The sequence below is a fragment of the Azotobacter salinestris genome (genome assembly GCF_009363155.1).
Lineage (GTDB): Bacteria > Pseudomonadota > Gammaproteobacteria > Pseudomonadales > Pseudomonadaceae > Azotobacter > Azotobacter salinestris.
This window is the reverse complement of record NZ_CP045302.1, coordinates 4,261,424-4,281,620: the sequence shown is the minus strand read 5'-3', so window position 1 is coordinate 4,281,620 and position 20,197 is coordinate 4,261,424. Positions and strand designations below refer to the sequence as shown.

General features: G+C 66.2%; 20 protein-coding genes. 8 read left to right on the top strand and 12 right to left on the bottom strand.

Annotated features, from left to right (window positions below; genetic code table 11):
- Positions 1–356: 356 nt before the first annotated feature.
- Complete coding sequence (locus GCU53_RS20095) at positions 357–1,394, top strand: IS630 family transposase (protein WP_152386602.1); 1,038 nt, start codon at positions 357–359, stop codon at positions 1,392–1,394.
- A 364-nt stretch (positions 1,395–1,758) separates the two neighbouring features.
- Positions 1,759–2,286 carry a CE1 family esterase gene (locus GCU53_RS20090; protein ID WP_152389169.1) on the top strand — a complete coding sequence of 176 codons (528 nt, stop codon included), beginning with the start codon at positions 1,759–1,761 and terminating at the stop codon, positions 2,284–2,286.
- A gap of 253 nt (positions 2,287–2,539) precedes the next feature.
- On the opposite strand, the gene GCU53_RS20080 is transcribed toward GCU53_RS20090, so the two are convergent.
- Together GCU53_RS20080 and GCU53_RS20075 are read right to left on the bottom strand one after the other, a co-directional pair.
- Positions 2,540–3,520: an IS5 family transposase gene (locus tag GCU53_RS20080; RefSeq protein WP_152385958.1), complete on the bottom strand. Its 981-nt coding sequence runs from the start codon at positions 3,518–3,520 to the stop codon at positions 2,540–2,542.
- A gap of 31 nt (positions 3,521–3,551) precedes the next feature.
- On the bottom strand, positions 3,552–4,445 hold the full coding sequence (locus GCU53_RS20075; protein ID WP_208845338.1) for an IS630 family transposase: 894 nt from the start codon (positions 4,443–4,445) through the stop codon (positions 3,552–3,554).
- Positions 4,446–4,698: 253 nt separating this feature from the next.
- Between GCU53_RS20075 and GCU53_RS20070 the strand changes: the two genes are divergently transcribed.
- Positions 4,699–5,826, top strand: a complete 1,128-nt coding sequence (locus GCU53_RS20070) for a metal-dependent hydrolase (protein WP_152389168.1) — start codon at positions 4,699–4,701, stop codon at positions 5,824–5,826.
- Between the two features lie 58 nt (positions 5,827–5,884).
- Here the strand turns inward: GCU53_RS20070 and hppD are convergent, their stop codons facing one another.
- Positions 5,885–6,961 (bottom strand): 4-hydroxyphenylpyruvate dioxygenase, encoded by a 1,077-nt coding sequence (gene hppD / locus GCU53_RS20065; protein ID WP_152389167.1) that lies wholly within the window; start codon positions 6,959–6,961, stop codon positions 5,885–5,887.
- A gap of 220 nt (positions 6,962–7,181) precedes the next feature.
- Here hppD and GCU53_RS20060 point away from each other — a divergent pair, with 220 nt between their 5' ends.
- Positions 7,182–7,526, top strand: coding sequence for a BON domain-containing protein (locus GCU53_RS20060; protein WP_152389166.1), 345 nt, complete (start codon positions 7,182–7,184; stop codon positions 7,524–7,526).
- 27 nt (positions 7,527–7,553) lie between these two features.
- On the opposite strand, the gene GCU53_RS20055 is transcribed toward GCU53_RS20060, so the two are convergent.
- The 3 genes from GCU53_RS20055 to GCU53_RS20045 are packed head-to-tail and all read right to left on the bottom strand — an operon-like array spanning position 7,554 to position 9,103.
- Positions 7,554–8,051, bottom strand: coding sequence for an SRPBCC family protein (locus tag GCU53_RS20055; RefSeq protein WP_152389165.1), 498 nt, complete (start codon positions 8,049–8,051; stop codon positions 7,554–7,556).
- A gap of 8 nt (positions 8,052–8,059) precedes the next feature.
- Complete coding sequence (locus GCU53_RS20050) at positions 8,060–8,686, bottom strand: hypothetical protein (RefSeq protein WP_244306879.1); 627 nt, start codon at positions 8,684–8,686, stop codon at positions 8,060–8,062.
- A 3-nt stretch (positions 8,687–8,689) separates the two neighbouring features.
- Positions 8,690–9,103, bottom strand: a complete 414-nt coding sequence (locus tag GCU53_RS20045; protein ID WP_152389164.1) for a cupredoxin domain-containing protein — start codon at positions 9,101–9,103, stop codon at positions 8,690–8,692.
- A 186-nt stretch (positions 9,104–9,289) separates the two neighbouring features.
- Here GCU53_RS20045 and GCU53_RS20040 point away from each other — a divergent pair, with 186 nt between their 5' ends.
- Positions 9,290–10,792, top strand: a complete 1,503-nt coding sequence (locus GCU53_RS20040) for an extracellular catalytic domain type 1 short-chain-length polyhydroxyalkanoate depolymerase (RefSeq protein WP_152389163.1) — start codon at positions 9,290–9,292, stop codon at positions 10,790–10,792.
- 80 nt (positions 10,793–10,872) lie between these two features.
- On the opposite strand, the gene GCU53_RS20035 is transcribed toward GCU53_RS20040, so the two are convergent.
- The 4 genes from GCU53_RS20035 to GCU53_RS20020 form a co-directional block, all read right to left on the bottom strand.
- A complete protein-coding gene (locus tag GCU53_RS20035; protein ID WP_152389162.1) occupies positions 10,873–12,660 on the bottom strand; it encodes an ABC transporter ATP-binding protein in 1,788 nt (595 codons plus the stop codon).
- Positions 12,653–13,285 carry a DsbA family protein gene (locus GCU53_RS20030; protein WP_167520091.1) on the bottom strand — a complete coding sequence of 211 codons (633 nt, stop codon included), beginning with the start codon at positions 13,283–13,285 and terminating at the stop codon, positions 12,653–12,655. The genes GCU53_RS20035 and GCU53_RS20030 overlap by 8 nt, the downstream gene beginning before the upstream one ends.
- Before the next feature lie 185 nt (positions 13,286–13,470).
- Positions 13,471–13,779: a BolA family protein gene (locus GCU53_RS20025; protein WP_152389161.1), complete on the bottom strand. Its 309-nt coding sequence runs from the start codon at positions 13,777–13,779 to the stop codon at positions 13,471–13,473.
- A complete protein-coding gene (locus tag GCU53_RS20020; protein ID WP_152389160.1) occupies positions 13,776–14,276 on the bottom strand; it encodes a DUF2059 domain-containing protein in 501 nt (166 codons plus the stop codon). Before GCU53_RS20020 ends, GCU53_RS20025 begins: the two co-directional genes overlap by 4 nt.
- Before the next feature lie 157 nt (positions 14,277–14,433).
- On the opposite strand from GCU53_RS20020, the gene GCU53_RS20015 reads away from it, so the two are divergent.
- Both GCU53_RS20015 and GCU53_RS20010 read left to right on the top strand, forming a co-directional pair.
- Positions 14,434–15,828 (top strand): class II fumarate hydratase, encoded by a 1,395-nt coding sequence (locus GCU53_RS20015; protein WP_152389159.1) that lies wholly within the window; start codon positions 14,434–14,436, stop codon positions 15,826–15,828.
- Between the two features lie 167 nt (positions 15,829–15,995).
- Positions 15,996–16,193, top strand: coding sequence for a DUF6316 family protein (locus GCU53_RS20010; protein ID WP_152389158.1), 198 nt, complete (start codon positions 15,996–15,998; stop codon positions 16,191–16,193).
- Between the two features lie 83 nt (positions 16,194–16,276).
- Here the strand turns inward: GCU53_RS20010 and GCU53_RS20005 are convergent, their stop codons facing one another.
- Both GCU53_RS20005 and pap read right to left on the bottom strand, forming a co-directional pair.
- The gene (locus tag GCU53_RS20005) at positions 16,277–17,395 is read right to left on the bottom strand and encodes an OmpP1/FadL family transporter (protein WP_152389157.1); all 1,119 of its coding nucleotides are present in this window, start codon (positions 17,393–17,395) and stop codon (positions 16,277–16,279) included.
- 348 nt (positions 17,396–17,743) lie between these two features.
- Positions 17,744–19,228 (bottom strand): polyphosphate:AMP phosphotransferase, encoded by a 1,485-nt coding sequence (gene pap, locus GCU53_RS20000; protein WP_152389156.1) that lies wholly within the window; start codon positions 19,226–19,228, stop codon positions 17,744–17,746.
- A 159-nt stretch (positions 19,229–19,387) separates the two neighbouring features.
- Here pap and GCU53_RS19995 point away from each other — a divergent pair, with 159 nt between their 5' ends.
- Positions 19,388–20,134: an EAL domain-containing protein gene (locus GCU53_RS19995; RefSeq protein WP_244306878.1), complete on the top strand. Its 747-nt coding sequence runs from the start codon at positions 19,388–19,390 to the stop codon at positions 20,132–20,134.
- Positions 20,135–20,197 lie beyond the last annotated feature (63 nt).

Here is a 20,197-nt window from a genome sequence, read left to right as displayed (position 1 = left end):
AAAATACCCCAGCAAATTATCAGCACGAAGGAAGCACAGGTACGCCATGCAGGATATCTTTCAGACGCCCCATCCACCCATACTTTATTCATTGCCCCAGCTTAGATCCCAGCCCAGACCAATAGCTAATATTAAAGCTTGCAGCAGGCCAACCAAACGATTCGCAGCAGAAAGGCACCACTGGCAAACATACAGCAACGCCGTTTAGTTAATTAAGCGAAACCACACTTATCCTCTTGCTACTCCGCCAATACTCGACCACTGGTCGGAAACAGATCTGAAGAAGCGACACAGGAATTGCACGCTCAAACATCCAAACTATTAACGCGGCAATCAAATTCACGATATAAAGAGGCATGAAAAAGATCGATGCCCGAAAGCTCTCTCGAGAAACTCAGGACCAGATGCGGCGCCTGGCCATGAATCTGCGTGAGCAGCGCGAACTGACTTGGCAAGAGGTTGCCGACGCATTGGGCGTACATCTGAGTACCGTACTAGCCTGGTCCAAACGCTACAGCGAGCAAGGCAGCGAAGGTCTGAAATCCAGGACACGAGGTCGGCGCCAGGCAAGCGGACGGACCTTGACGCTCGCACAGGAGTGGCAGTTGCGCTCGATTCTGGTGGGCCAGACCCCGAACCAGTTGCAACTCGACTTTGCCCTGTGGAACCGCCGGGCCGTCATGCAGTTGATCAAGCACTTGTATGGCATCGAGATGCCGATCCGGACGGTGGGTCAGTACCTTCAGCGCTGGGGATATACCCCACAGCGGCCGACCCGGCAGGCGCTGGAACAGAACCCGGAGGCGGTCGAGCACTGGCTTGAAGAGACCTATCCGGCCATCGTGGCACGCGCCAAGGCCGAAAACGCGACGATCTACTGGGGCGATGAAACGGCCGTAGCTGAAGATGGGCATTGGATTCGAGGCTATGCGCCGGCAGGCGTCACGCCGGTGCTGGTGGCGCCGACTCGGCGTCATGGCCTGAGCATGGTCTCAGCGATCAGCAACCAGGGACTGGTACGGTTCGAGTTCCTGGAGGGGGCCATGAATACTGAGCGGATGATCGGTTTCATGTCGAGGCTGGTGGCGGACAGTGACAGGAAGATCTTTCTGATCCTGGACAACCTGCGTGTCCATCATGCGCGTCTGGTCAGGGAATGGCTCGAAGGGCACCAGGAAGAAATCGAAGCGTTCTACCTGCCACCCTATTCGCCTGAGTGTAATCCGGACGAGTATTTGAACCGCGACCTCAAGACACGCTTGCGCACCAGTGACCGGGCGCGAAACAAGTCGGAATTGCTGGAGAAGGCCGAGGCATTCATGAGCTGGTTGGCCAAAACCCCGGAGCGGGTAGTTGCCTATTTCCAGCATGCGTCGGTGCGTTATGCCACTTAGATTGGGTATTTGATTGCCGGGTTAATAACATCCTGACAAAAGACAATCTCACGTCTTTTGCAAAAACATGTGGCACCCTTTCAGGAGGGGATTTAGCCACTTACCAAAAGCCATTTCGCTTAAAAAGCGGAATCGCAGGGCTTGCGCATAACAAAATTATGCACAACCCTGCAACCTGTCATCTCAATCCGCAACGGCGCCTTGCGGTAGCGTGCCGATTATCCAAACGCTTCGTCTACAGACCGCATTGACAAACCAACAACCACTGAATATCACAGAGGTTATTTAAATAGCCTCACTTGGAATATGAGTAACGCATGGAGAGCATTCCCTGCTACACAGACACAGAGGCGGAGATAGCACCATGAAACTCGGAAAGACGACTATTGCGGCAATCGGAGCAGCAATGTTATGGCAAGCACTGCCAAGCGATGCAGCGGCGCAACCTCTAACAGAGATGACCAACTTCGGAACGAATCCCGGTCAACTCCGCGCATTCAAACATATTCCCCAAGAGCTACCCCCCAACTCGCCCTTGGTCGTCGCTCTGCATGGCTGCTTTCAATCCGCCTCTGGCTATGATGACGAAACCGGCTGGGTCAAATATGCCGATATGGGGAAATTTGCTTTGCTGTTGCCACAGCAGGAGCTACCTAACAACCCAGCCAAGTGTTTCAACTGGTTCGAGCTTGGCGACATCCAGAGAGATCGAGGCGAGGCCCTGTCGATCAAGCATATGATCGATAAGATGGTGACTGACCATAATATCGACCGCAAACGCATTTATATATTAACCCGGCAATCAAATACCCAATCTAAGTGGCATAACGCACCGACGCATGCTGGAAATAGGCAACTACCCGCTCCGGGGTTTTGGCCAACCAGCTCATGAATGCCTCGGCCTTCTCCAGCAATTCCGACTTGTTTCGCGCCCGGTCACTGGTGCGCAAGCGTGTCTTGAGGTCGCGGTTCAAATACTCGTCCGGATTACACTCAGGGATGGTCTGAAGTAGTCATGTATTTCTGGCTGACTTCAGCCCCCCGCCGACTTTGAAAGCGGAGAATCGATCAAAAACGATCAGATCACCCGCTCGTTTCTGCGTTTTTTAGCTGCCGCGAGCACGTCGCAGCAACCGTTTCCCGCATTACAGGCGCACCTCTCCTGCATTCGCCAGTAAATATCGGCGCGCCATCCACAGATTCGACAAGGCGAACAGCGTCACCAACTGTGACGTGTTTTTGGCCAATCCCCGGAAGCGCACCTTGGTGTAGCCAAACTGGCGCTTGATCACGCGGAACGGATGTTCGACCTTGGCTCGTACCTGGGCCTTGGCCTTCTCGATCTTGCGGATCGCTTTGTATAAGGCGCTACGCTTGCCATGCTTCTTGTAGGTACTGCGCCGGGCCGCGACCTGCCAGATGACCTGCCGACCTTCATGCTCGGGGCGCTTCTCTACGCCGGTATAGCCCGCATCGGCACTCACTACGTTTTCCTCGCCATGCAGCAGTTGGTCGACTTGGGTGACATCTGCCACGTTGGCTGCCGTGACCACCACGCTGTGCACCAGACCCGACTCAGCGTCGGCACCAATGTGAGCTTTTGCGCCGAAGTAGTACTGGTTGCCCTTCTTCGTCGAGTGCATTTCCGGGTCGCGCTTGCCGTCCTTGTTCTTCGTCGAGCTCGGCGCATGGATCAGGGTGGCGTCGACAATGGTGCCCTGGCGCAGCGACAGTCCGCGCTCGCCCAGATAGCCGTTGATCACCTCCAGTATTCCCCCGGCCAGTTCGTGCTTCTCCAGCAGGCGACGGAAGTTGAGGAGGGTCGTTTCGTCCGGGATGCGCTCCAGGCTCAGGCCGGCGAACTGGCGCAGGAGAGTGGTTTCGTACAGCGCTTCCTCCATCGCCGGATCGCTGTAGCCGAACCAGTTCTGCATCAGGTGCACGCGCAGCATGGCTGCCAGCGGGTAGGCGGGCCGACCGCCTTCGCCCTTGGGATAGTAGGGCTCGATCAGGGCGATCAGCCCCTGCCACGGCACCACCTGGTCCATCTCGAGCAGGAAGCGCTCGCGGCGGGTCTGCTTGCGCTTGCCGGCATACTCGGCATCGGCGAAGGACAGTTGCTTCATCGGGAAACTCGGACAAGGGAGCGGGTGTATTTCACCAGAATCGGGAAGTCTTTTTCAGGATTTCCTCAGGCGAATAGGGTGGCAGGTAGAACGCTTCGATTTCTTCCTGGTGCCCTTCGAGCCATTCCCTGACCAGACGCGCATGATGGACACGCAGGTTGTCCAGGATCAGAAAGATCTTCCTGTCACTGTCCGCCACCAGCCTCGACATGAAACCGATCATCCGCTCAGTATTCATGGCCCCCTCCAGGAACTCGAACCGTACCAGTCCCTGGTTGCTGATCGCTGAGACCATGCTCAGGCCATGACGCCGAGTCGGCGCCACCAGCACCGGCGTGACGCCTGCCGGCGCATAGCCTCGAATCCAATGCCCATCTTCAGCTACGGCCGTTTCATCGCCCCAGTAGATCGTCGCGTTTTCGGCCTTGGCGCGTGCCACGATGGCCGGATAGGTCTCTTCAAGCCAGTGCTCGACCGCCTCCGGGTTCTGTTCCAGCGCCTGCCGGGTCGGCCGCTGTGGGGTATATCCCCAGCGCTGAAGGTACTGACCCACCGTCCGGATCGGCATCTCGATGCCATACAAGTGCTTGATCAACTGCATGACGGCCCGGCGGTTCCACAGGGCAAAGTCGAGTTGCAACTGGTTCGGGGTCTGGCCCACCAGAATCGAGCGCAACTGCCACTCCTGTGCGAGCGTCAAGGTCCGTCCGCTTGCCTGGCGCCGACCTCGTGTCCTGGATTTCAGACCTTCGCTGCCTTGCTCGCTGTAGCGTTTGGACCAGGCTAGTACGGTACTCAGATGTACGCCCAATGCGTCGGCAACCTCTTGCCAAGTCAGTTCGCGCTGCTCACGCAGATTCATGGCCAGGCGCCGCATCTGGTCCTGAGTTTCTCGAGAGAGCTTTCGGGCATCGATCTTTTTCATGCCTCTTTATATCGTGAATTTGATTGCCGCGTTAATAAACATTTGCATCACTTATCGACCAGCGCTCTTCGAGAGAGCCCAGATCGCACTCCAGACTCTCTCCAACAAGCCCGCTACAAGGAAAGCCGAACTTTCGGTTGAATGCCGGACACACGCGGAAAATGGCCCGCTCGGCTCCACAACCAGAGTTCCATTCGCCACGCCGGCTCGGCTACCTTTGCTCTCCATTTCCTCCGTCTCGCAGGACTCACCGATGGATTCGCTCACCCAGGCCGTGCTCGGCGCCAGCGTGCAGGGTGCGGTGCTCGGTCGCTGGCAGGGGCGCAAGGCGCTGCTCTATGGCGCCCTGCTCGGCACCCTGCCCGATCTCGACGTGTTGATCGACTATGGCGATGCGGTCGCCAACATGACCCACCACCGGGGCTTCAGCCATTCCCTGTTCGTCCTCACCGGCTTTTCGCTGCTGCTGACCTGGCTGCTGCGGCGCTTCAGGCCGCATCCCGGGTATGGCGGCGGCCGCCTGTTCCTCGCCGTCTGGCTGGTGCTGGCCACCCATGTGCTGCTGGATGGCCTGACCAGCTACGGCACCCAGTTGCTCTGGCCCCTGGCTACGCCGCCGGTGGCCTGGTCGAGCGTGTTCATCATCGACCCGCTGTACACCCTGCCGTTGCTCGGTGCGCTGCTGGGCGGCATCCTGTACCGCCTGCGCGGTCGGGGTCTGCGCTGGCAGCACTGGGCGCTGGGCCTGTCGAGCCTCTACCTGGCTCTGACCCTGGCCGGCAAGCAGATGGCCGAGCGCCACGTGACGGCGGAACTGGAGCGCCAGGGCATCCGCGCCGAGGCGCTGTTCAGCGCGCCGACCCCGTTCAACAGCCTGCTCTGGCGGGTGCTGGTGCGCGAGGGCGAGGACTATCACGAGGCGCTGGTCGGCTGGTTCGACCGACTCCCGCCGGAGCTGGTGCGCCTGCCCCGCGGCACGGCTCTGGCCGCCCGGCTGCAGGATTCGCCGCAGCATGCGCGGCTGCGCTGGTTCACCGACGACTGGCTGCGCTACGACGAGCTCGATGGGAAGCTGGTGGTCACCGACCTGCGTCTGGGCATGACCGGTACCCATCCGTTCCGCTTCGCCCTGGCCGCGGAGCGCGACGGCCGCTGGCAGCTCCTGCCCGAACCGCAGCAGTTGCCGATGAACCGCGGCCGGCTCGAGCATCTCGGGCTACTGTGGCAACGCATCTGGCATCAGGACGCGCGAATCCCCCTGGAGGAATGGGCCCGTCAACTGCAGTACTGGCAAGCCCCACTCACCGCGAGCCCGGCGACGCTGCCCTCCCCGGCCGCCGGCGGTACGGCCGGCGCGCCTCCCCGTCTCGGAGAGGACTGATCCCGCTGCATGATGCTGCAATGGTCATGGTGGGAAAGGCCTGCGGCCGTTTCCCACCCTATTTCAGCACCCCGCGGCGGATCTGGTCCTCCTCGATGGATTCGAACAGGGCGCGGAAGTTGCCCTCGCCGAAGCCCTGATTGCCCTTGCGCTGGATGATCTCGAAGAAGATCGGGCCGATCAGCGGACGGGTGAAGATCTGCAACAGCAGGCCCTCGCGACCCACGCCACCGTCGATCAGGATGTTCAGCTCGCGCAGCAGCTCCAGCGGCTCGCCGTGGCCGGGCACGCGGGCGTCGACCTTCTCGTAGTAGGTGTCCGGGGTCTGCATGAACGCCACGCCGTTGGCGCGCAGGGCCCTCACCGTGGCGTAGATGTCGTCGGTGGCCAGGGCGATGTGCTGGATGCCCTCGCCATGGTAGTCGCGGATGAATTCGGCGATCTGCGAGTGGTCGTCGGTCGGCTCGTTGATCGGGATGCGGATCTTCCCGCAGGGCGCGCTCATGGCCCGGGACAGCAGGCCCGTATGCCTGCCCTCGATGTCGAAGTAGCGGGTCTCGCGAAAACCGGCGATGCGCTCGTAGAAGCCGGCCCAGACATCCATTTGCCCGCGCTCGACGTTGTGGGTCAGGTGGTCGATGGCGGTCAGGCCGACTGCGTGGTCCCGGGCCGTGCGGCCCTCGATGGACTCGAAGTCGACATCGTAGATGCTGTGCTCGCCGTAGCGGTCCACCAGGTAAAGCAGCGAGCCGCCGATGCCCTCGATACAGGGGATGTTCAGCTCGCCGAAATTGGCGTGGCTACCCAGCAGCCTCGCCCCCTGGCGCTGCACGTAATCGGCGGCCTGGACGGCGTTGCGGACCCGGAAGGCCATGGCGCACGCGCTCGGCCCGTGTTCCTCGGCGAAGGCCCGCACCGGCCCGCTGGGACTGCCGTTGAGGACGAAGTTGATGTCGTTCTGCTGGAACAGGAAGACTTCCTTGGAGCGGTGCCGGGCGGTTTCGGTGAAACCCATGGCGATGAACAGCTCGCGCAGCCGGGCGATGCCCTCGGTGCTCGGCGCGGTGAACTCGACGAACTCGAAGCCGTCGGTGCCGATGGGGTTGAGGATGGTGCTTTCCGGTATGGCATTCATGGGACTTCCTCGCGATCGAAGCATGCACGGATACCTTCAGCACAGGCGAAGACCCGGCGCCGGGCAAGTGACAAATGCCGCGCGGAGCCGAGAGCGGCCGCCAACGGCGGCGAAATCTATACTTTCTGGTCGTCACCGATGTTTCCCGGCTGGAGACGATCGATGCGAGGCCCGCTGAGCAAACGAGCCCGTGCCTGTTCCCCTCGAGAGGTTCGCCGCCATGAAAATCCCATTGTCCGGCCAAACGTCCCAGCGCCTCGGCGCCACCGTTCACGATGTCTGGATCACCGCCAACGTGAAATCCTCCCTGGCGCTGGCCAGGGAAACCCGCGGCCAGGATATCCACGTCAAGACCCACGCCGGCGAGGTGTTCCTGAGCGGCCTGGTCGACAGCCACCGACAGCGCAACCAGGCCCTGCAGCTGGCCCGCGCGGTGCACGGCGTTGCCCGGGTGGATGGCACCGATCTGGCGGTCCGGCTGTCGCCCATGACCTCCAGCGCCGAGGAAAGCGCCGACTATCAGGCCCATGACACGCAGCAGCAGCGGATGGAGGATCGTCACTGACGGCCTGCGTGCCCCGATGGCATGCGCTCAGGACGACCAGGTGGCCTGGAAGGCCAGGCGCGTACCGAGCCGCCGGGCCAGACCGATGCCGCCGGCGTGCATCAGCACGCGGTGATTCCAGCGGAACAGCGGCCGCGCCAGCGGGGTCAGCAGGTTCATCCAGGCGGGGGTGGTACGCACCCGCCAGTCGAAGCGCACCCAGGTCCGCCCGGCATCGGCGCCGAAGCGCCAGCGGCCGACGCCCTCGAGTTCTCCCTCGACCCGCCCCTCGAGCAGGCGCTGCGGCTCCAAGCGGGTCACGCAGGCGACGAAGGACAGCCGGTAGGGCAAGGCCCCCTTCCAGGTGAAGCGCTGGCGGGTTCCCAGACCGCCGCCTTCGCGCCCCGTCTCCAGGGTGACGACCTGCTCGACGCCCCGCCACCAGCCGGGCCAGGCTTCGGGCTCGACGATGGCGTCCCAGACCACGCCGAGCGGCGCATCGAGTTGCCAGAGGGTGGTCAGGTGGTAGCGATTGGCCGTACCCATGGCTCGGTTCAGGGGGTGAAAAACCGCTCGGGAAAGGGCATATCGATCTCCACGTCGGCCATGTCGACGGTCTCGAGCAGGCGCCCGCCGGTTCCGAAGCGCTCGACCCGCAGCGGGAACCGGCTGTCCTGCGCCAGCCATACCCGATAGTAGTGGGTGCCGGGCGGGTTCCCTCCCGTTCCGCCGCGGATCTCGAAGCCGGCGACCGGCCGCGCGGCGATCTCCCCCCTGCCGAGCGGCGCCAGGCTGCCACGCGCCTGCCGCTCGCGCAGGCTCTCCAGCAGCACGCCGACATCCGACTGGTCGACCCGGATGCCGTGCGGACCGCGGACCAGTGGATTGTCCGGGGCCAGATTGAGCCGCGGCAGGTGATTCAGGCCGAACGGCCACACCCGTACCCGGCGGGTATCGGGGTTGTAGATCAACACCAGTCCCGGATGCGGCCGGATGAACTCAATGCGTATCCAGCCCGGCTTGCGGTAGAAGTAGCGCAGCACATGCTGCTCGCTGCCTTCGGCGCTCAGGCGCACCGTGACCCGATAGCTGGTCAGCGCCTGGAAGCGGCTTTCCGCCTCGGCCAGTGGGTCGTTCATGGTTTCACCGAGCAGGGCGAAGACGAACAGTGCCCATAGCATGCGCTATTCCCTGATTTCGAGCCGGCCGGACATGCCCTGCTCGCGGTGGCTCTTGAAGAACAGCAGTCGGTTCGGGCAGTAGAAAACATAGTCGCCGGCCGTCAGGGTCAGACGCAGCCGCTGTGGCGTCTCGTCGAGTTCGACATCGGCCAGCGTAGAGCCATCCGGCGCCTCCAGCACGAAACGGTGCGGGACGATGCCCGGCTCCCGGCTCAGGGTGAACTCCAGCGGCAAGCCGGCGCGGGCGAGAATATGCTCGGGGCGAAAGAAATGGCTGCCGCCCACCAGGCTCACCCGCTGCACGCCGTCGGCGTCCATCCGCGCCTGGAAGGGCGCAGCCGGCCCGGCCAGGCCCTTCCCGGCGGCCAGCAGGGCGATGCCGAAGGTACAGCCGCGAAGGGGCCGGGAGAGGTTCATGGCGCTCACCGCTTCAGCACAGACAATGGAGGAAGTATCGACCAGAAATCCGCCGCTGGCCGTCCGTCGGGCGGGATTCGGCCCCGCCTCCGAGTGCGCCCATCCAGCCTGCACTGGCCAGCGCTGCAGGGGCGATCTACCCTGCAGCGAAGCGATGCCGTTCTGCTTCGACAAGGAAATGCCGCGATGCCCCGGACATGGACTCCCCGCCTGTTTGTCCTTCCCCTGCTGCTCCTGCCGGCCCTCGCCTGGGGCGGCACCCTCGAACCCCTCAGCCTGCCCGCCGCCGGCCATCCCGGTTCGCGCGAGCGTCAGTACAAGGTCTACCTGCCGGACGTGCGCCCCGAAGCGCCGCCCCTGGTGATGGTGCTGCACGGCTGCCGCATGGATAACGACGACGTGCTGCGCGACTGGGGTCTCACCGCCGCCGCCGACCGTCACGGCTTTATCCTGGTTGCGCCCTTCGTCACCGGCTACGACGAGCCGCGCAACCCCAACTGCTGGGGCTTCTGGATCGACGGGCAGCGCCACGAGGGCCGCGGCGAGGCGGAGGACCTGCTGCGCATCGCCCAGGCGGTGGAAGCCCGCCACCGCACCGATCCGGCGCGCCGCTACATCGCCGGGCTCTCGTCGGGCGGGGCGATGAGCGTGGTGGCGGCGATCGCCCACAACGAGTACTGGGCCGCGGCGGCCAGCGTGGCCGGCCTGCCCTACGGCGAGGAGGCGCGGGCGGTGTCCTCGGCCACCTGCCCGCTGAGCGGCGCCAGCCTGCACGGCGTCGAGCAGGTGGCCGACGACATGCGCGCCGAACTCGACGATCCCTACCCCATTCCGCTGCTGGTGATCCAGAACGACAACGACTGCACCGTGGTGCAGAGCGCCGGACGCCGCCTGCGCGACGCCCACCTCAAGGTGTTCGGTATGGCGCCGTTCGACAGCCCGGCCACCACCCTGGCGGCGCAGCGGCGCTGCATCCCGGTATTCGGCGGCGACGATTACGCCTGCCGCCACGAGATCTTCAGCGCCGACGGCAACAGCGCCAGCCGCTCGCTGGTGGAGACCCTGTTCTACCGGGGACCGCTGGAAACCCCGGCCGCGGACGACACCGACCGCGGCCACTACTGGATCGGCGGCGAGCACGGTCGCGACGGCCCCTACGCGCTGCGCCAGGGCCCCAGCCATCCGGACATCCTCTGGAACTTCTTCGCCCGCCATCCGCGCAACGGCACAACCGCGGACGACCACCCGCGGGTAGCCATCGAGGGCCCCAATCCGCTGCGCCTGGCACTCGGCGAGCCGTTCGTCGACCCCGGCGCCCGCGCCAGCGATGCCGGGGACGGCGAGTTGGCGGTCGGTGTCGACTGCACGGTCGACAACCGCCGTGCCGGCCGCTATCGCTGCCTCTACACCACCACCAACCGGCGCGGCAAGCGCAGCGAGGCGATCCGCACGGTGCTGGTGGAGGACCCGGACGTCCCCGCGGCGACCTGCGCGGTCGTCACCGCCTCGCCCAGCGCGCACCTGTTCGGCGGACGGGCGGTGCCCGGCGGCTGGCTGCGCAGCCGGGTCCTTTCCAGCGGCGACCGCGAGGACCTCGGCCACGCCGGCCAGTGGTGGGAGCCGGTGACGCTCCACGAAGGCGCGCCGGGGAAATGGTTCGCCCGTCCGCCGGAGGCCTGCAACTGGTAGGCAAAGGCCCGGACTCGCTGATGCCGCGCTGCATTTTCACCTTGCCCGACCTTCGCCGGGCACTTTCCCCGGTTGCCGGCTCAGTGCTGCAGATGCCCGTAGAGCCTGGCGTACAGGCCGCCCTCGGCGATCAGCTGGTGGTGGTCGCCCTCCTCGGCGATGCGCCCGCCGTCGAACACCAGCACCCGGTCGGCCTGCTTCACCGCCGACAGGCGGTGGGCGATGATCAGGGTGGTGCGGCCCTGGAGGAAACGCGCCAGTGCCTGGTGCAGGGCGTATTCGGTGGCCGCGTCGAGGGCCGAGGTGGCCTCGTCGAGGATCACCACCTGCGGGTCGGCGAGCACCATGCGGGCGATCGCCAGGCGCTGCCGCTGACCGCCGGAGAGGCGCACCCCGGAGCGGCCGACCACGCTGTCCAGCCCCTGCGGCAGGGCGCGCACGGTCGCCGCCAGCTGGGCGATCTCCAGCGCCTGCCAGCAGTCCTGGTCGCTGCGCTCGCGGCCCAGGGTCAGGTTGGCGCGCACCGAGTCGTTGAACAGCGCCGGCTGCTGGAGGACCACCGCGACGTGTTCGCGCACCCGCTCCAGGCCGATCTCCTGGAGGGTCGAGCCGCCGAAGCGGATGCTCCCCGACTGCGGGCTGTAGAGGCCGAGCAGCAGCTGCACCAGGGTGCTCTTGCCGCCGCCCGAGGCGCCGACCACGGCGACCTTCTCGCCCGGCGCGATGGACAGGTCGAGACCGTCCAGCACCGGCTCGTCGCGGTAGGCGAAGTGCAGATCATGCACCTCGATGCCGACCGTGGTGCGCCCCTTGAACGGATCGACGCTGCCGGGGTACTGCGGCTCGTCGGCGCGGGCGAGCAGCTCGTTGATCCGCGTCAGGGCGCCACCGGCGGCGTAGAAGGCGTACTGCAGGCCGAGCAGTTGCTCCACCGGGGCGATCATGAACCACAGGTAGCTGAACACCGCGAGCATCTGGCCGATCGACAGGTCGGAGAACAGCACGGTGAGCATCGCCGCGGCGCGGAACACGTCGATGCCGAACTGGAACAGCAGGCCGCTGGCGCGGCTCGAGGCATCGGTCTTCCACTGCGAGGCGACGGCGCGGTCGCGCACCTCCCGGGCGCGCTGGCCGAGGCGGGCGAGGAAGAAGCCCTGGCGGTTGCCGGCGCGCACTTCCTGGATCGCCTCGAGGGTTTCGCCGAGCGCCTGGGTGAAGCGCGCGGTGCTGTCGTTCTCGAGCTTCTTCAGGTGCTTGACGCGCTTGCCGAGCAGCACCGTGGCGTAGATCACCAACGGGTTGAACAGCAGGATCAGCAGGGCCAGCTGCCAGTGCATCCAGATCAGGATCGCCGAGGTGCCGGCCAGGGTCAGGATCGCGACCAGAAAGCGGCTCAGGGTGTCGCCGATGAAGGTGTCCAGGGTGTCCAGGTCGGTGACCAGATGGGCGGTCACGGTGCCGCTGCCGAGGCTTTCGTATTCGCCGAGGGAAATGCGCTTGAGCCGTTCGATCAGGCGCACGCGCAGGCGGTAGACGACGTCCTTCGACAATCCGGCGAACAGCTTCGCCTGCACCACGTTGAACAGCAGCGCGGCGCCGCGCAGCAGCAGACTCACCAGCAGCATCAGGCCGATGTAGCCGACCGCGTTCTGCCAGGCGCCGGGCAGCAGGCGGTCCATCAGTCGCAGCGCCGCATCGCCCTGCTTGAGCAGCACCTCGTCGACCAGCAGCGGCAGCAGCAGCGGAATCGGCACGCTGGCCAGGGCCGCCAGCACGGCGACACCGTTGGCCAGCAGCAGGGCCTTGCGGTGGCGCAGGGCGAGCCGGCGGATCTCCGCCCAGCTCAGGCGGTCGACGGGCTCAGGCATGGGCGACGCGCTCCAGCCAACGCTCCAGCAGGGGCGCCAGGCGCTCCAGCGGCTGGTGGCCATTGGTCAGCAGGGCGAGCATGCCGTTGCGCTCGGCCAGCAGGGTCGGAAAGCCGGCGATGCCGAGCCGCTCGGCCCAGGCGAAATCGGCACGGGTGGCGGCCTGCTGCTCGGCACTGTCGAAGGCTTCGGCGAAGCAGCAGCGGGTGAATCCAGCGGCCTCGGCCAGCTCCAGCAGAACGCGCGCACGGGTGACGTCGCGGCCCTCCACATAGAAGGCCCGCTGGATCAGCCGCGCGAGGCGCGCCACCCGCCGCGGCGCGAGGTGGCGTGCCACGACCAGCGCCCGACAGGCCGGCTCGGTGTCGTAGACCAGCCCCTCGGGCAATCCCTCGGCGAAGTTGAAGGGCTGGCCGGTGCTGGCGTGAACCGCCTGCCAGTGGGCGAGGATGCGCGAGCGGGCCGGCTCGATCAGCGGCGAACTCTCCCGGCGCAGGCCGCCGACCACCCAGTCCAGGCGCACGCCGGCCCGTGCCGCCTGACTGGCCAGCTCCTCGACCACCGGGGCGAAACCCCAGCACCAGGAGCACATCGGATCCATTACATAGAGCAGGCGCTCACTCATACGAACTCCGTAGCGCGTGTGGAGGGTGCGTTTTCTGATCGTAGTCAGCCGGGCCGAGGGGGTGGCCCCTGGCCGGCAAAAAAGCTGTCGATACCCTGAAAATGGCTGCGCCGGCGGAGGCCGGCGCAGGGGGAGTTTACCGCAGCGGAAACGGACAGGCAGACATGCGGCGAATTGCCGCCCTCTCAGTGGTCGTGCTTGCTGCCGCCGGCGCAGAGCGGCGAATCCGGCGCGCTGCCGCGCTCCGCCCACTCTTCGGGGGTGTAGGTGTGCAGGGCCAGGGCATGCATCTGTCCCATCAGCTCGCCGAGAGTGGCGTAGACCTTCTGGTGGCGCTTGACCACACCCAGGCCGGCGAACTGCGGGCTGACGACCACCGCCTTGTAATGGGTCTCCAGACCGCGGCTGTGCATGTGGCTCTCGTCGAGCACCTCCAGATGGCTGGGCTCGAGGGCTGCCAGGGCGCTCTTGATGCGCTCGATCTTGGCGGTCATTTCTTGGTCTCTCCCAGTTCTTTCTGCATCTCGTCAAGCAGCCGGTTCACTTCCGGAACCGCCTTTTCCAGGGCCGCCTGGGTCATCTGCGCCGACTGCGCGGTGAGCGCCGGCATGCTCTGCAAAACCTTCTGGCCCAGCGACGATTGGTAGAACTCGAGCAGCTCCTTCATTTCGCGCTCGCTGAAGGTGCCGGTGTAGAGCCTGATCATCTCGGGCTTGAGCTTGTCCCAGCCGACCGCCCGGTCCAGCGCGGTATTGGCCCGGGCCTGGTAGCGCTCGAGCAGTGGCTGCTTGCTCTGCGGCGCCTTGGCCTCGGCGAAGCGCTGGGCGAACATCTGCTGCACCTGGGCATAGACGGGCACGGTCAGCTTGTCGGCCCGCACCACCTGGAGGAACTTCTCCGCGGTGGCGGCATGGCTGGCGGCATCGGCCAGTGTCTGGCCGCTGGCACAGAGCAGCAGGGTCGCGGCACAGAGCACTCGAAAACGGAACATTAGGACATCCTTCTAGGCAAGGCAAAAGGGGAAAAGCCCCCGGTCGGGCCTCCCCGGCCGGAGCATTCTGCGCCCAAGCCGGTGGGGGCTCAAGGGAGGCTGGCGGAGGCGGCGTCTACACTTCGCTAGACCCCTAACTTTCGTGGAGATTCGCCGCATGAGTCGCACCGAAACCGACAGCCTGGGGCCGATCGAGGTTCCCGAGGAGGCCTACTGGGGCGCCCAGACGCAGCGCTCGCTGATCAACTTTGCCATCGGCCAGGAGCGCATGCCGCTGGCGGTGGTACATGCCCTGGCGCTGATCAAGAAGGCCGCCGCACGGGTCAACGACCGCATCGGCGAGCTGCCGCCGGACATCGCCCGGCTGATCGAACAGGCCGCCGACGAGGTCCTCGCCGGCAGGCACGACGACCAGTTCCCGCTGGTGGTCTGGCAGACCGGCAGCGGCACGCAGAGCAACATGAACGTCAACGAGGTGATCGCCGGGCGCGCCAACGAACTGGCCGGCGGTCAGCGTGGCGGCAAGAGTCCGGTGCACCCCAACGACCACGTCAACCATGGCCAGAGTTCCAACGACTGCTTTCCCACCGCCATGCACATCGCCGCGGTGCGCGCCGTGCAGCACGACCTGCTGCCGGCGATCGACGAGCTGAGCGGCGCCATCGCCGAGCAGGCGGCGCGGCATATCAATCTGGTGAAGACCGGCCGCACCCATCTGATGGATGCCACGCCGATCACCTTCGGCCAGGAGCTCTCGGCCTTCGTCGCCCAGCTCGACTACGCCGAGCGGGCGATCCGCGCGGCGCTGCCGGCGGTCTGCGAACTGGCCCAGGGCGGCACCGCGGTCGGCACCGGACTGAACGCGCCGCCGGGCTTCGCCGAAGCCATCGCCGCTGAACTGGCCGCCCTCTCCGGCCTGCCCTTTGTCTCGGCGCCGAACAAGTTCGCCGCCCTCGCCGGCCACGAGCCCCTGGTGCATCTCTCCGGCGCGCTGAAGACCCTGGCGGTGGCGCTGATGAAGATCGCCAACGACCTGCGCCTGCTCGGCTCCGGCCCGCGCGCCGGCTTCGCCGAGGTGCGCCTGCCGGCCAACGAGCCGGGCAGCTCGATCATGCCCGGCAAGGTCAACCCGACCCAGTGCGAGGCCCTGGCCATGCTCGCCTGCCAGGTGCTGGGCAACGACAGCACCATCGCCCTCGCCGCCAGCCAGGGACACCTGCAGCTCAACGTCTACAAGCCGGTGATCATCCACAACCTGCTGCAGTCGGTGCGCCTGCTTGCCGACGGTTGCCACAACTTCCGCCTGCACTGCATCGAGGGACTGGAGCCGGACCCGCAGCGGATGACCGCGCACCTCGAGCGCAGCCTGATGCTGGTGACCGCGCTGAACCCGCACATCGGCTACGACAAGGCCGCGGAGATCGCCAAGAAGGCCTACGCCGAGGGCACCACCCTGCGCGAGGCCGCGCTGGCCCTGGGATACGTCAGCGGCGAGGAGTTCGACACCTGGGTGCGTCCGCAGGATATGCTGGAGGCCGGCCGGCACGAGTGAAGGAGCGCCAGCGGCCTCGGCCATGCAGTCGCGAAAGGGGCCCCGCCGCCCCTCTCTGCCCGGCGGGACGGCGGCTCTGCCATTCTGATAGCATAGTGCCACATCGGAGGCGCACCGCTTCCGATCCGCCCTCCTTTGTCCGCCTCAACCCCTGCAAGGAGCACCTTATGCCCGCACAACGCGCAACCGATCCGACGGCCCCTGTCACCCGCTTTCGCAGCGAGCGCATCTGCGCCATCAACCACGAATACTTCTTCGACACCCGCGAGGGCCAGCTGATGGGCCCCTACCGCACTCGCCAGGAGGCCCAGCAGGCCGTCCAGGAATACATCCGCCAGTGCCAGGCGCAACAGCCCTCCCTGTGAGAAGCGCTCCCGGTGCGCTGGCGACCGGCCGCCGCACCGGGTGGAGGACACTGTGTCCCGCAGGCTGCCATACCGCCTGAAGCTCAGAAACGCCAGACCATGCCTCCGCCGATGACGTGCAGGGTGCTGCTGGGCGGCTCGGCGGACAGGAGGCTGTCGTTGCGCGTCCGGTTGTTCTGCCGGGAGTCCGACTCGCCCAGCCAGACCAGGCTGTAGCCGAGCTGCAACTCCACCCCCTCGTCCATCTGGTAGCTCAGTCCGGCGGCCAGGCGCAGGTTCTCCGGCAGCGGATCGTCCAGATTCCGCTGATTGCCGGGCAAAGGCGACGAGTCGTAGCTCACGCCCATGCTCCAGCGCAGGCGCTCGCCGAGCTGCTGCTCCGCCCCCAGGGCGAGGCGCCAGGTGTCGCGGTACTGATGTTCGCTGCCGGCACCCGCGGCACCGAGGGCCGGCGCTTCGCCGACGGCCCGCTCCAGCCCGCTCCAGCCCATCCAGCCGAGGCTGGCCGACAGCATCCAGCCGTTGTCGAGCCGGTGGGAAATGCTCGCGGTGACGCTATCTGGCGCCCGCGTCTCGGCAATCAGCCGGTTGGTCTCCGGACGCCCCTGGACAATGTTCGCCACCGGATCGGCGACCCCGGCGCGCTCGTCGAGCTCCAGCTCGTAGCCGCTGGCATAGGCCAGTCCCAGCCAGGTGCTGTCGCCCAGCCGGTACAGCAGGCCCAGATTGAGCCCGGCGTCGGTGTCGCTGTCGTGATAGGCCGCTGGCGCATCGGCCGGATCGCTGCCGGGAACCGCACCGCCGACCACGGCACCGTGGACGAAGCGCGGACCGACGCCGACGGAGAGGGTATCGTTGATCTGGTAGGAGAAGGTCGGCTGCACGCTCAGGCCGGTCAGCCCGGATTCGGGGATCAGGCGGCTCGTGCCCGGCTCGCCGCTCCCCGCCATGGGCGCTCCCCCCTCGGCAGCCCCGCCAGGGCGACTCGCACGGGCGAAGCCGACCGGCACCGGCAAGGTGCCGGGACTGCCGGGACGCACGGCCAGCACGACCGGCTTGCCCGTCGGCGGAACGGCAGCGCCGGAGCCGGCGCCAGCCGGAGCGCTGCGCCCGACAGCGGCAGGGAACATGGAGTCATCCGCCCAGACGGCGCCAGCAGCACCGAGCAGAGCGATCCCGAACAGAACCTGACGGGTTGGCATGGTAGCCACCTCTCTCGCATCCATCCGACTGTTGAGGGTGTACCAGCCGTGCAGACTGAGCGGTCTTGGCCAGGGCAACGCAGCAAGCCCACCTGCCCCTCCCGAAAATCCTCCGGAACACGGACTGGCAGTCCGTCGACCTCGTGTGGGCAAAGTCGCTGGCGAAGCGATATCGCCTTGCCATGTCCAGCGTCAGTCAACCCGCGTAAGCATAGTTGCCGACTTGACGGCCGATTGCCTGGCCGGAATCAGCCCAACGGCCTCCGCCGCAGGCAGGCGGGGTGCCCGCTCGTCGGCACGCAGCTGGAGCCGCGATTATCCGACGAGCGGTTGCAGCGAAGGCGGGCCTCAGCCGCGGAAGGCCTTTTCCAGCGCCTCGTTGAGCGTGCGCAGGATCTTCACCCGGGCGAAACGCTTGTCGTTGGCCTCGACCAGGGTCCAGGGGGCGATCTCGCTGCTGGTGCGGTCGACCATGTCGCCCACCGCATCGCTGTAGGCCTCCCACTTGTCGCGGTTGCGCCAGTCTTCCTCGGTGATCTTGAAGCGCTTGAAGGGCGTCGCCTCGCGCTCCTTGAAACGCTCGACCTGGGTCTGCTGGTCGATGGCCAGCCAGAACTTGACCAGCACCACCCCGGCGCGGGTCAGCTCCTCCTCGAAATCGTTGATCTCGCCGTAGGCGCGCAGCCAGTCGGCCTCGCTGCACAGGCGCTCGACCCGCTCCACCAGCACCCGGCCATACCAGGAGCGGTCGAAGACGGTGAACTTGCCGCGCGGCGGGATGTGCCGCCAGAACCGCCACAGGTAGGGCTGGGCGCGCTCCTCCTCGGTCGGCGCGGCGATCGGCACGATCCGGTACTGGCGCGGGTCCAGGGCGGCGGCGACACGGCGGATCGCCCCGCCCTTGCCGGCCGCATCGTTGCCCTCGAACACCGCGATCAGGGCATGCCGGCGCATGCGCTTGTCGCGCATCAGCCGGGCCAGGCGTGCCTGCTCGGCGATCAGCAGACGCTGGTAGTCGGGCTTGGCGAGGGCCTGGCTCATGTCCAGGGAATCCAGCAGGGCGCGGTTGTCCACGCTGGACACCAGCGGCGCCGCATGCGGGCGGTGGGTCACCCGGCCGCGGTGTCCGAGGGCCGCCTGCAGGCCGTCGAGGAGGATGCGCCCGACGCTCAGGCTGCGGTAGTTGGCATCGGCCCCCTCGATCACGTACCAGGGCGCGAAGTCCCGGCTGCTGCGCCGCAGCACCCGCTCGCCGTGGCGCACGAACTTGTCGTAGGTCTTCGACTGCTGCCAGTCCAGCGGGCTCAGCCGCCAGCTGTGCAGGGGGTCGTCCTTGAGGAGCGCCAGGCGCTCCTTCATGCGCTTCCTGGAGAGGTGGAACCAGAACTTGAAGATCAAGGCGCCCTCGTCGCTGAGCATCCGCTCCAGGCGCTCGGCACCGTCGATGGCCTGGTCGAGACGGGCATCGTCGATCCGCCCGTGCACCCGCGCCTGCAGCATCTGGCTGTACCAGTTGCCGAAGAAGACGCCGATCCGCCCCTTCGGCGGCAGCTGCCGCCAGTAGCGCCAGGCCGGCGGGCGCGCCAGCTCCTCGTCGGTCTGCTGGTCGAAGGTGCTGACCTCGATCAGCCGCGGGTCCATCCACTCGTTGAGCAGCTTGACCGTCTCGCCCTTGCCGGCACCCTCGATGCCGCAGATCAGCACCAGCACCGGGAAGCGCGCCTGCTGGCGGAGTTCGTACTGGGCCTCGAGCAGTGCCTCGCGCAGTGCCGGCACGGCCGCCTCGTAACTATCCTTGTCGATTTGGTGGCCGATCTCGGCGGATTCGAACATGCGGAACCTCTCGGAAAATCATCGGACAACGCCCCGGCGGAATCTCCACTGCCTTGCGCAAAGGCCCGGAACAGAGCCTCGCGAGAGGCCATGGAGATTCCCCCGGAAGGGAGGGCAGGAGTATTATCGAGAAAAAATCTCAACTACATCGAAGCGCACATGCCCACTCTGTCGCCAACCCACCTGCTGGCCCTGCTCGAAGGCCAAGGGCTGGGCGTGGAATACCAGCCGATCGTCGACGTCGCCAGCGGCAGCACCATCGGTCACGAAGCCCTGGCCCGCTTCCGCTGCGCCGACGGTCGCTGCCTGCCGCCCGAACGGGTCTTCTGCACCTTGCACGACAGTCCGCTGAGCCTGTTCCAGTTGGAGCTGAAGATCAAGCAGCTGCAGATCCGCCACGCCCCGCCGAGCGGCCTGCTGTTCCTCAACATCGACCAGGATGCGTTCGCCACCTTCCTCGGCGAAGAGCGCCATCCCCTGGTGGAGCTGCTTGCCGGACATCCCCGGGCGGTGGTGGAGCTCATCGAGAACAGTTCGACCTCCGACGCCCAGGTGAGCATCGCCATGCTCGGCCACTTCGGCAGCGCCGGCATCCCCATGGCCCTGGACGACATCGGCGCCCACGACAGCCTGGTGTCCCTGGACGTGCTGGCCCGGGTCGACTACCTGAAGCTGGCCCGGGACTGGCTGGACCGCCTGGCCGGCCCGCACGGCCAGCCCCTGCTGAACGGCCTCCTCGACTTCGCCCGGCAGAGCGGCAAGACGGTGATCCTGGAGGGCGTGGAAACCGCCGAGCACCTGCAGCTGGCCCGCCGGCTGGGCATCGGCCTGGTCCAGGGCTACCTGTTCCGCCCCCGCTTCGTGCAGTTCTGGGCGCCGGCGCAGCGGGCCGGAGCGCTCGCCTGACGCCGCCCGGAATGCCGGCCGGCGGGCTAGAATGCTGCCCTCATTCCGCCATCCGCACTACCC

What these genes read in the sequence shown, in the direction of transcription:
- GCU53_RS20010 (WP_152389158.1), top strand. Translation starts at nt 15,996, where the DNA reads ATGCCCGCACAACGCGCAACCGATCCGACGGCCCCTGTCACCCGCTTT.
- GCU53_RS20050 (WP_244306879.1), bottom strand. Translation starts at nt 8,686, where the DNA reads ATGCTATGGGCACTGTTCGTCTTCGCCCTGCTCGGTGAAACCATGAAC.
- GCU53_RS20070 (WP_152389168.1), top strand. Translation starts at nt 4,699, where the DNA reads ATGGATTCGCTCACCCAGGCCGTGCTCGGCGCCAGCGTGCAGGGTGCG.
- GCU53_RS20060 (WP_152389166.1), top strand. Translation starts at nt 7,182, where the DNA reads ATGAAAATCCCATTGTCCGGCCAAACGTCCCAGCGCCTCGGCGCCACC.
- GCU53_RS20005 (WP_152389157.1), bottom strand. Translation starts at nt 17,395, where the DNA reads ATGCCAACCCGTCAGGTTCTGTTCGGGATCGCTCTGCTCGGTGCTGCT.
- GCU53_RS20045 (WP_152389164.1), bottom strand. Translation starts at nt 9,103, where the DNA reads ATGAACCTCTCCCGGCCCCTTCGCGGCTGTACCTTCGGCATCGCCCTG.
- GCU53_RS19995 (WP_244306878.1), top strand. Translation starts at nt 19,388, where the DNA reads ATGCCCACTCTGTCGCCAACCCACCTGCTGGCCCTGCTCGAAGGCCAA.
- GCU53_RS20095 (WP_152386602.1), top strand. Translation starts at nt 357, where the DNA reads ATGAAAAAGATCGATGCCCGAAAGCTCTCTCGAGAAACTCAGGACCAG.
- GCU53_RS20020 (WP_152389160.1), bottom strand. Translation starts at nt 14,276, where the DNA reads ATGTTCCGTTTTCGAGTGCTCTGTGCCGCGACCCTGCTGCTCTGTGCC.
- GCU53_RS20075 (WP_208845338.1), bottom strand. Translation starts at nt 4,445, where the DNA reads ATGAAAAAGATCGATGCCCGAAAGCTCTCTCGAGAAACTCAGGACCAG.
- GCU53_RS20035 (WP_152389162.1), bottom strand. Translation starts at nt 12,660, where the DNA reads ATGCCTGAGCCCGTCGACCGCCTGAGCTGGGCGGAGATCCGCCGGCTC.
- GCU53_RS20030 (WP_167520091.1), bottom strand. Translation starts at nt 13,285, where the DNA reads ATGAGTGAGCGCCTGCTCTATGTAATGGATCCGATGTGCTCCTGGTGC.
- pap (WP_152389156.1), bottom strand. Translation starts at nt 19,228, where the DNA reads ATGTTCGAATCCGCCGAGATCGGCCACCAAATCGACAAGGATAGTTAC.
- hppD (WP_152389167.1), bottom strand. Translation starts at nt 6,961, where the DNA reads ATGAATGCCATACCGGAAAGCACCATCCTCAACCCCATCGGCACCGAC.
- GCU53_RS20025 (WP_152389161.1), bottom strand. Translation starts at nt 13,779, where the DNA reads ATGACCGCCAAGATCGAGCGCATCAAGAGCGCCCTGGCAGCCCTCGAG.
- GCU53_RS20080 (WP_152385958.1), bottom strand. Translation starts at nt 3,520, where the DNA reads ATGAAGCAACTGTCCTTCGCCGATGCCGAGTATGCCGGCAAGCGCAAG.
- GCU53_RS20090 (WP_152389169.1), top strand. Translation starts at nt 1,759, where the DNA reads ATGAAACTCGGAAAGACGACTATTGCGGCAATCGGAGCAGCAATGTTA.
- GCU53_RS20040 (WP_152389163.1), top strand. Translation starts at nt 9,290, where the DNA reads ATGCCCCGGACATGGACTCCCCGCCTGTTTGTCCTTCCCCTGCTGCTC.
- GCU53_RS20015 (WP_152389159.1), top strand. Translation starts at nt 14,434, where the DNA reads ATGAGTCGCACCGAAACCGACAGCCTGGGGCCGATCGAGGTTCCCGAG.
- GCU53_RS20055 (WP_152389165.1), bottom strand. Translation starts at nt 8,051, where the DNA reads ATGGGTACGGCCAATCGCTACCACCTGACCACCCTCTGGCAACTCGAT.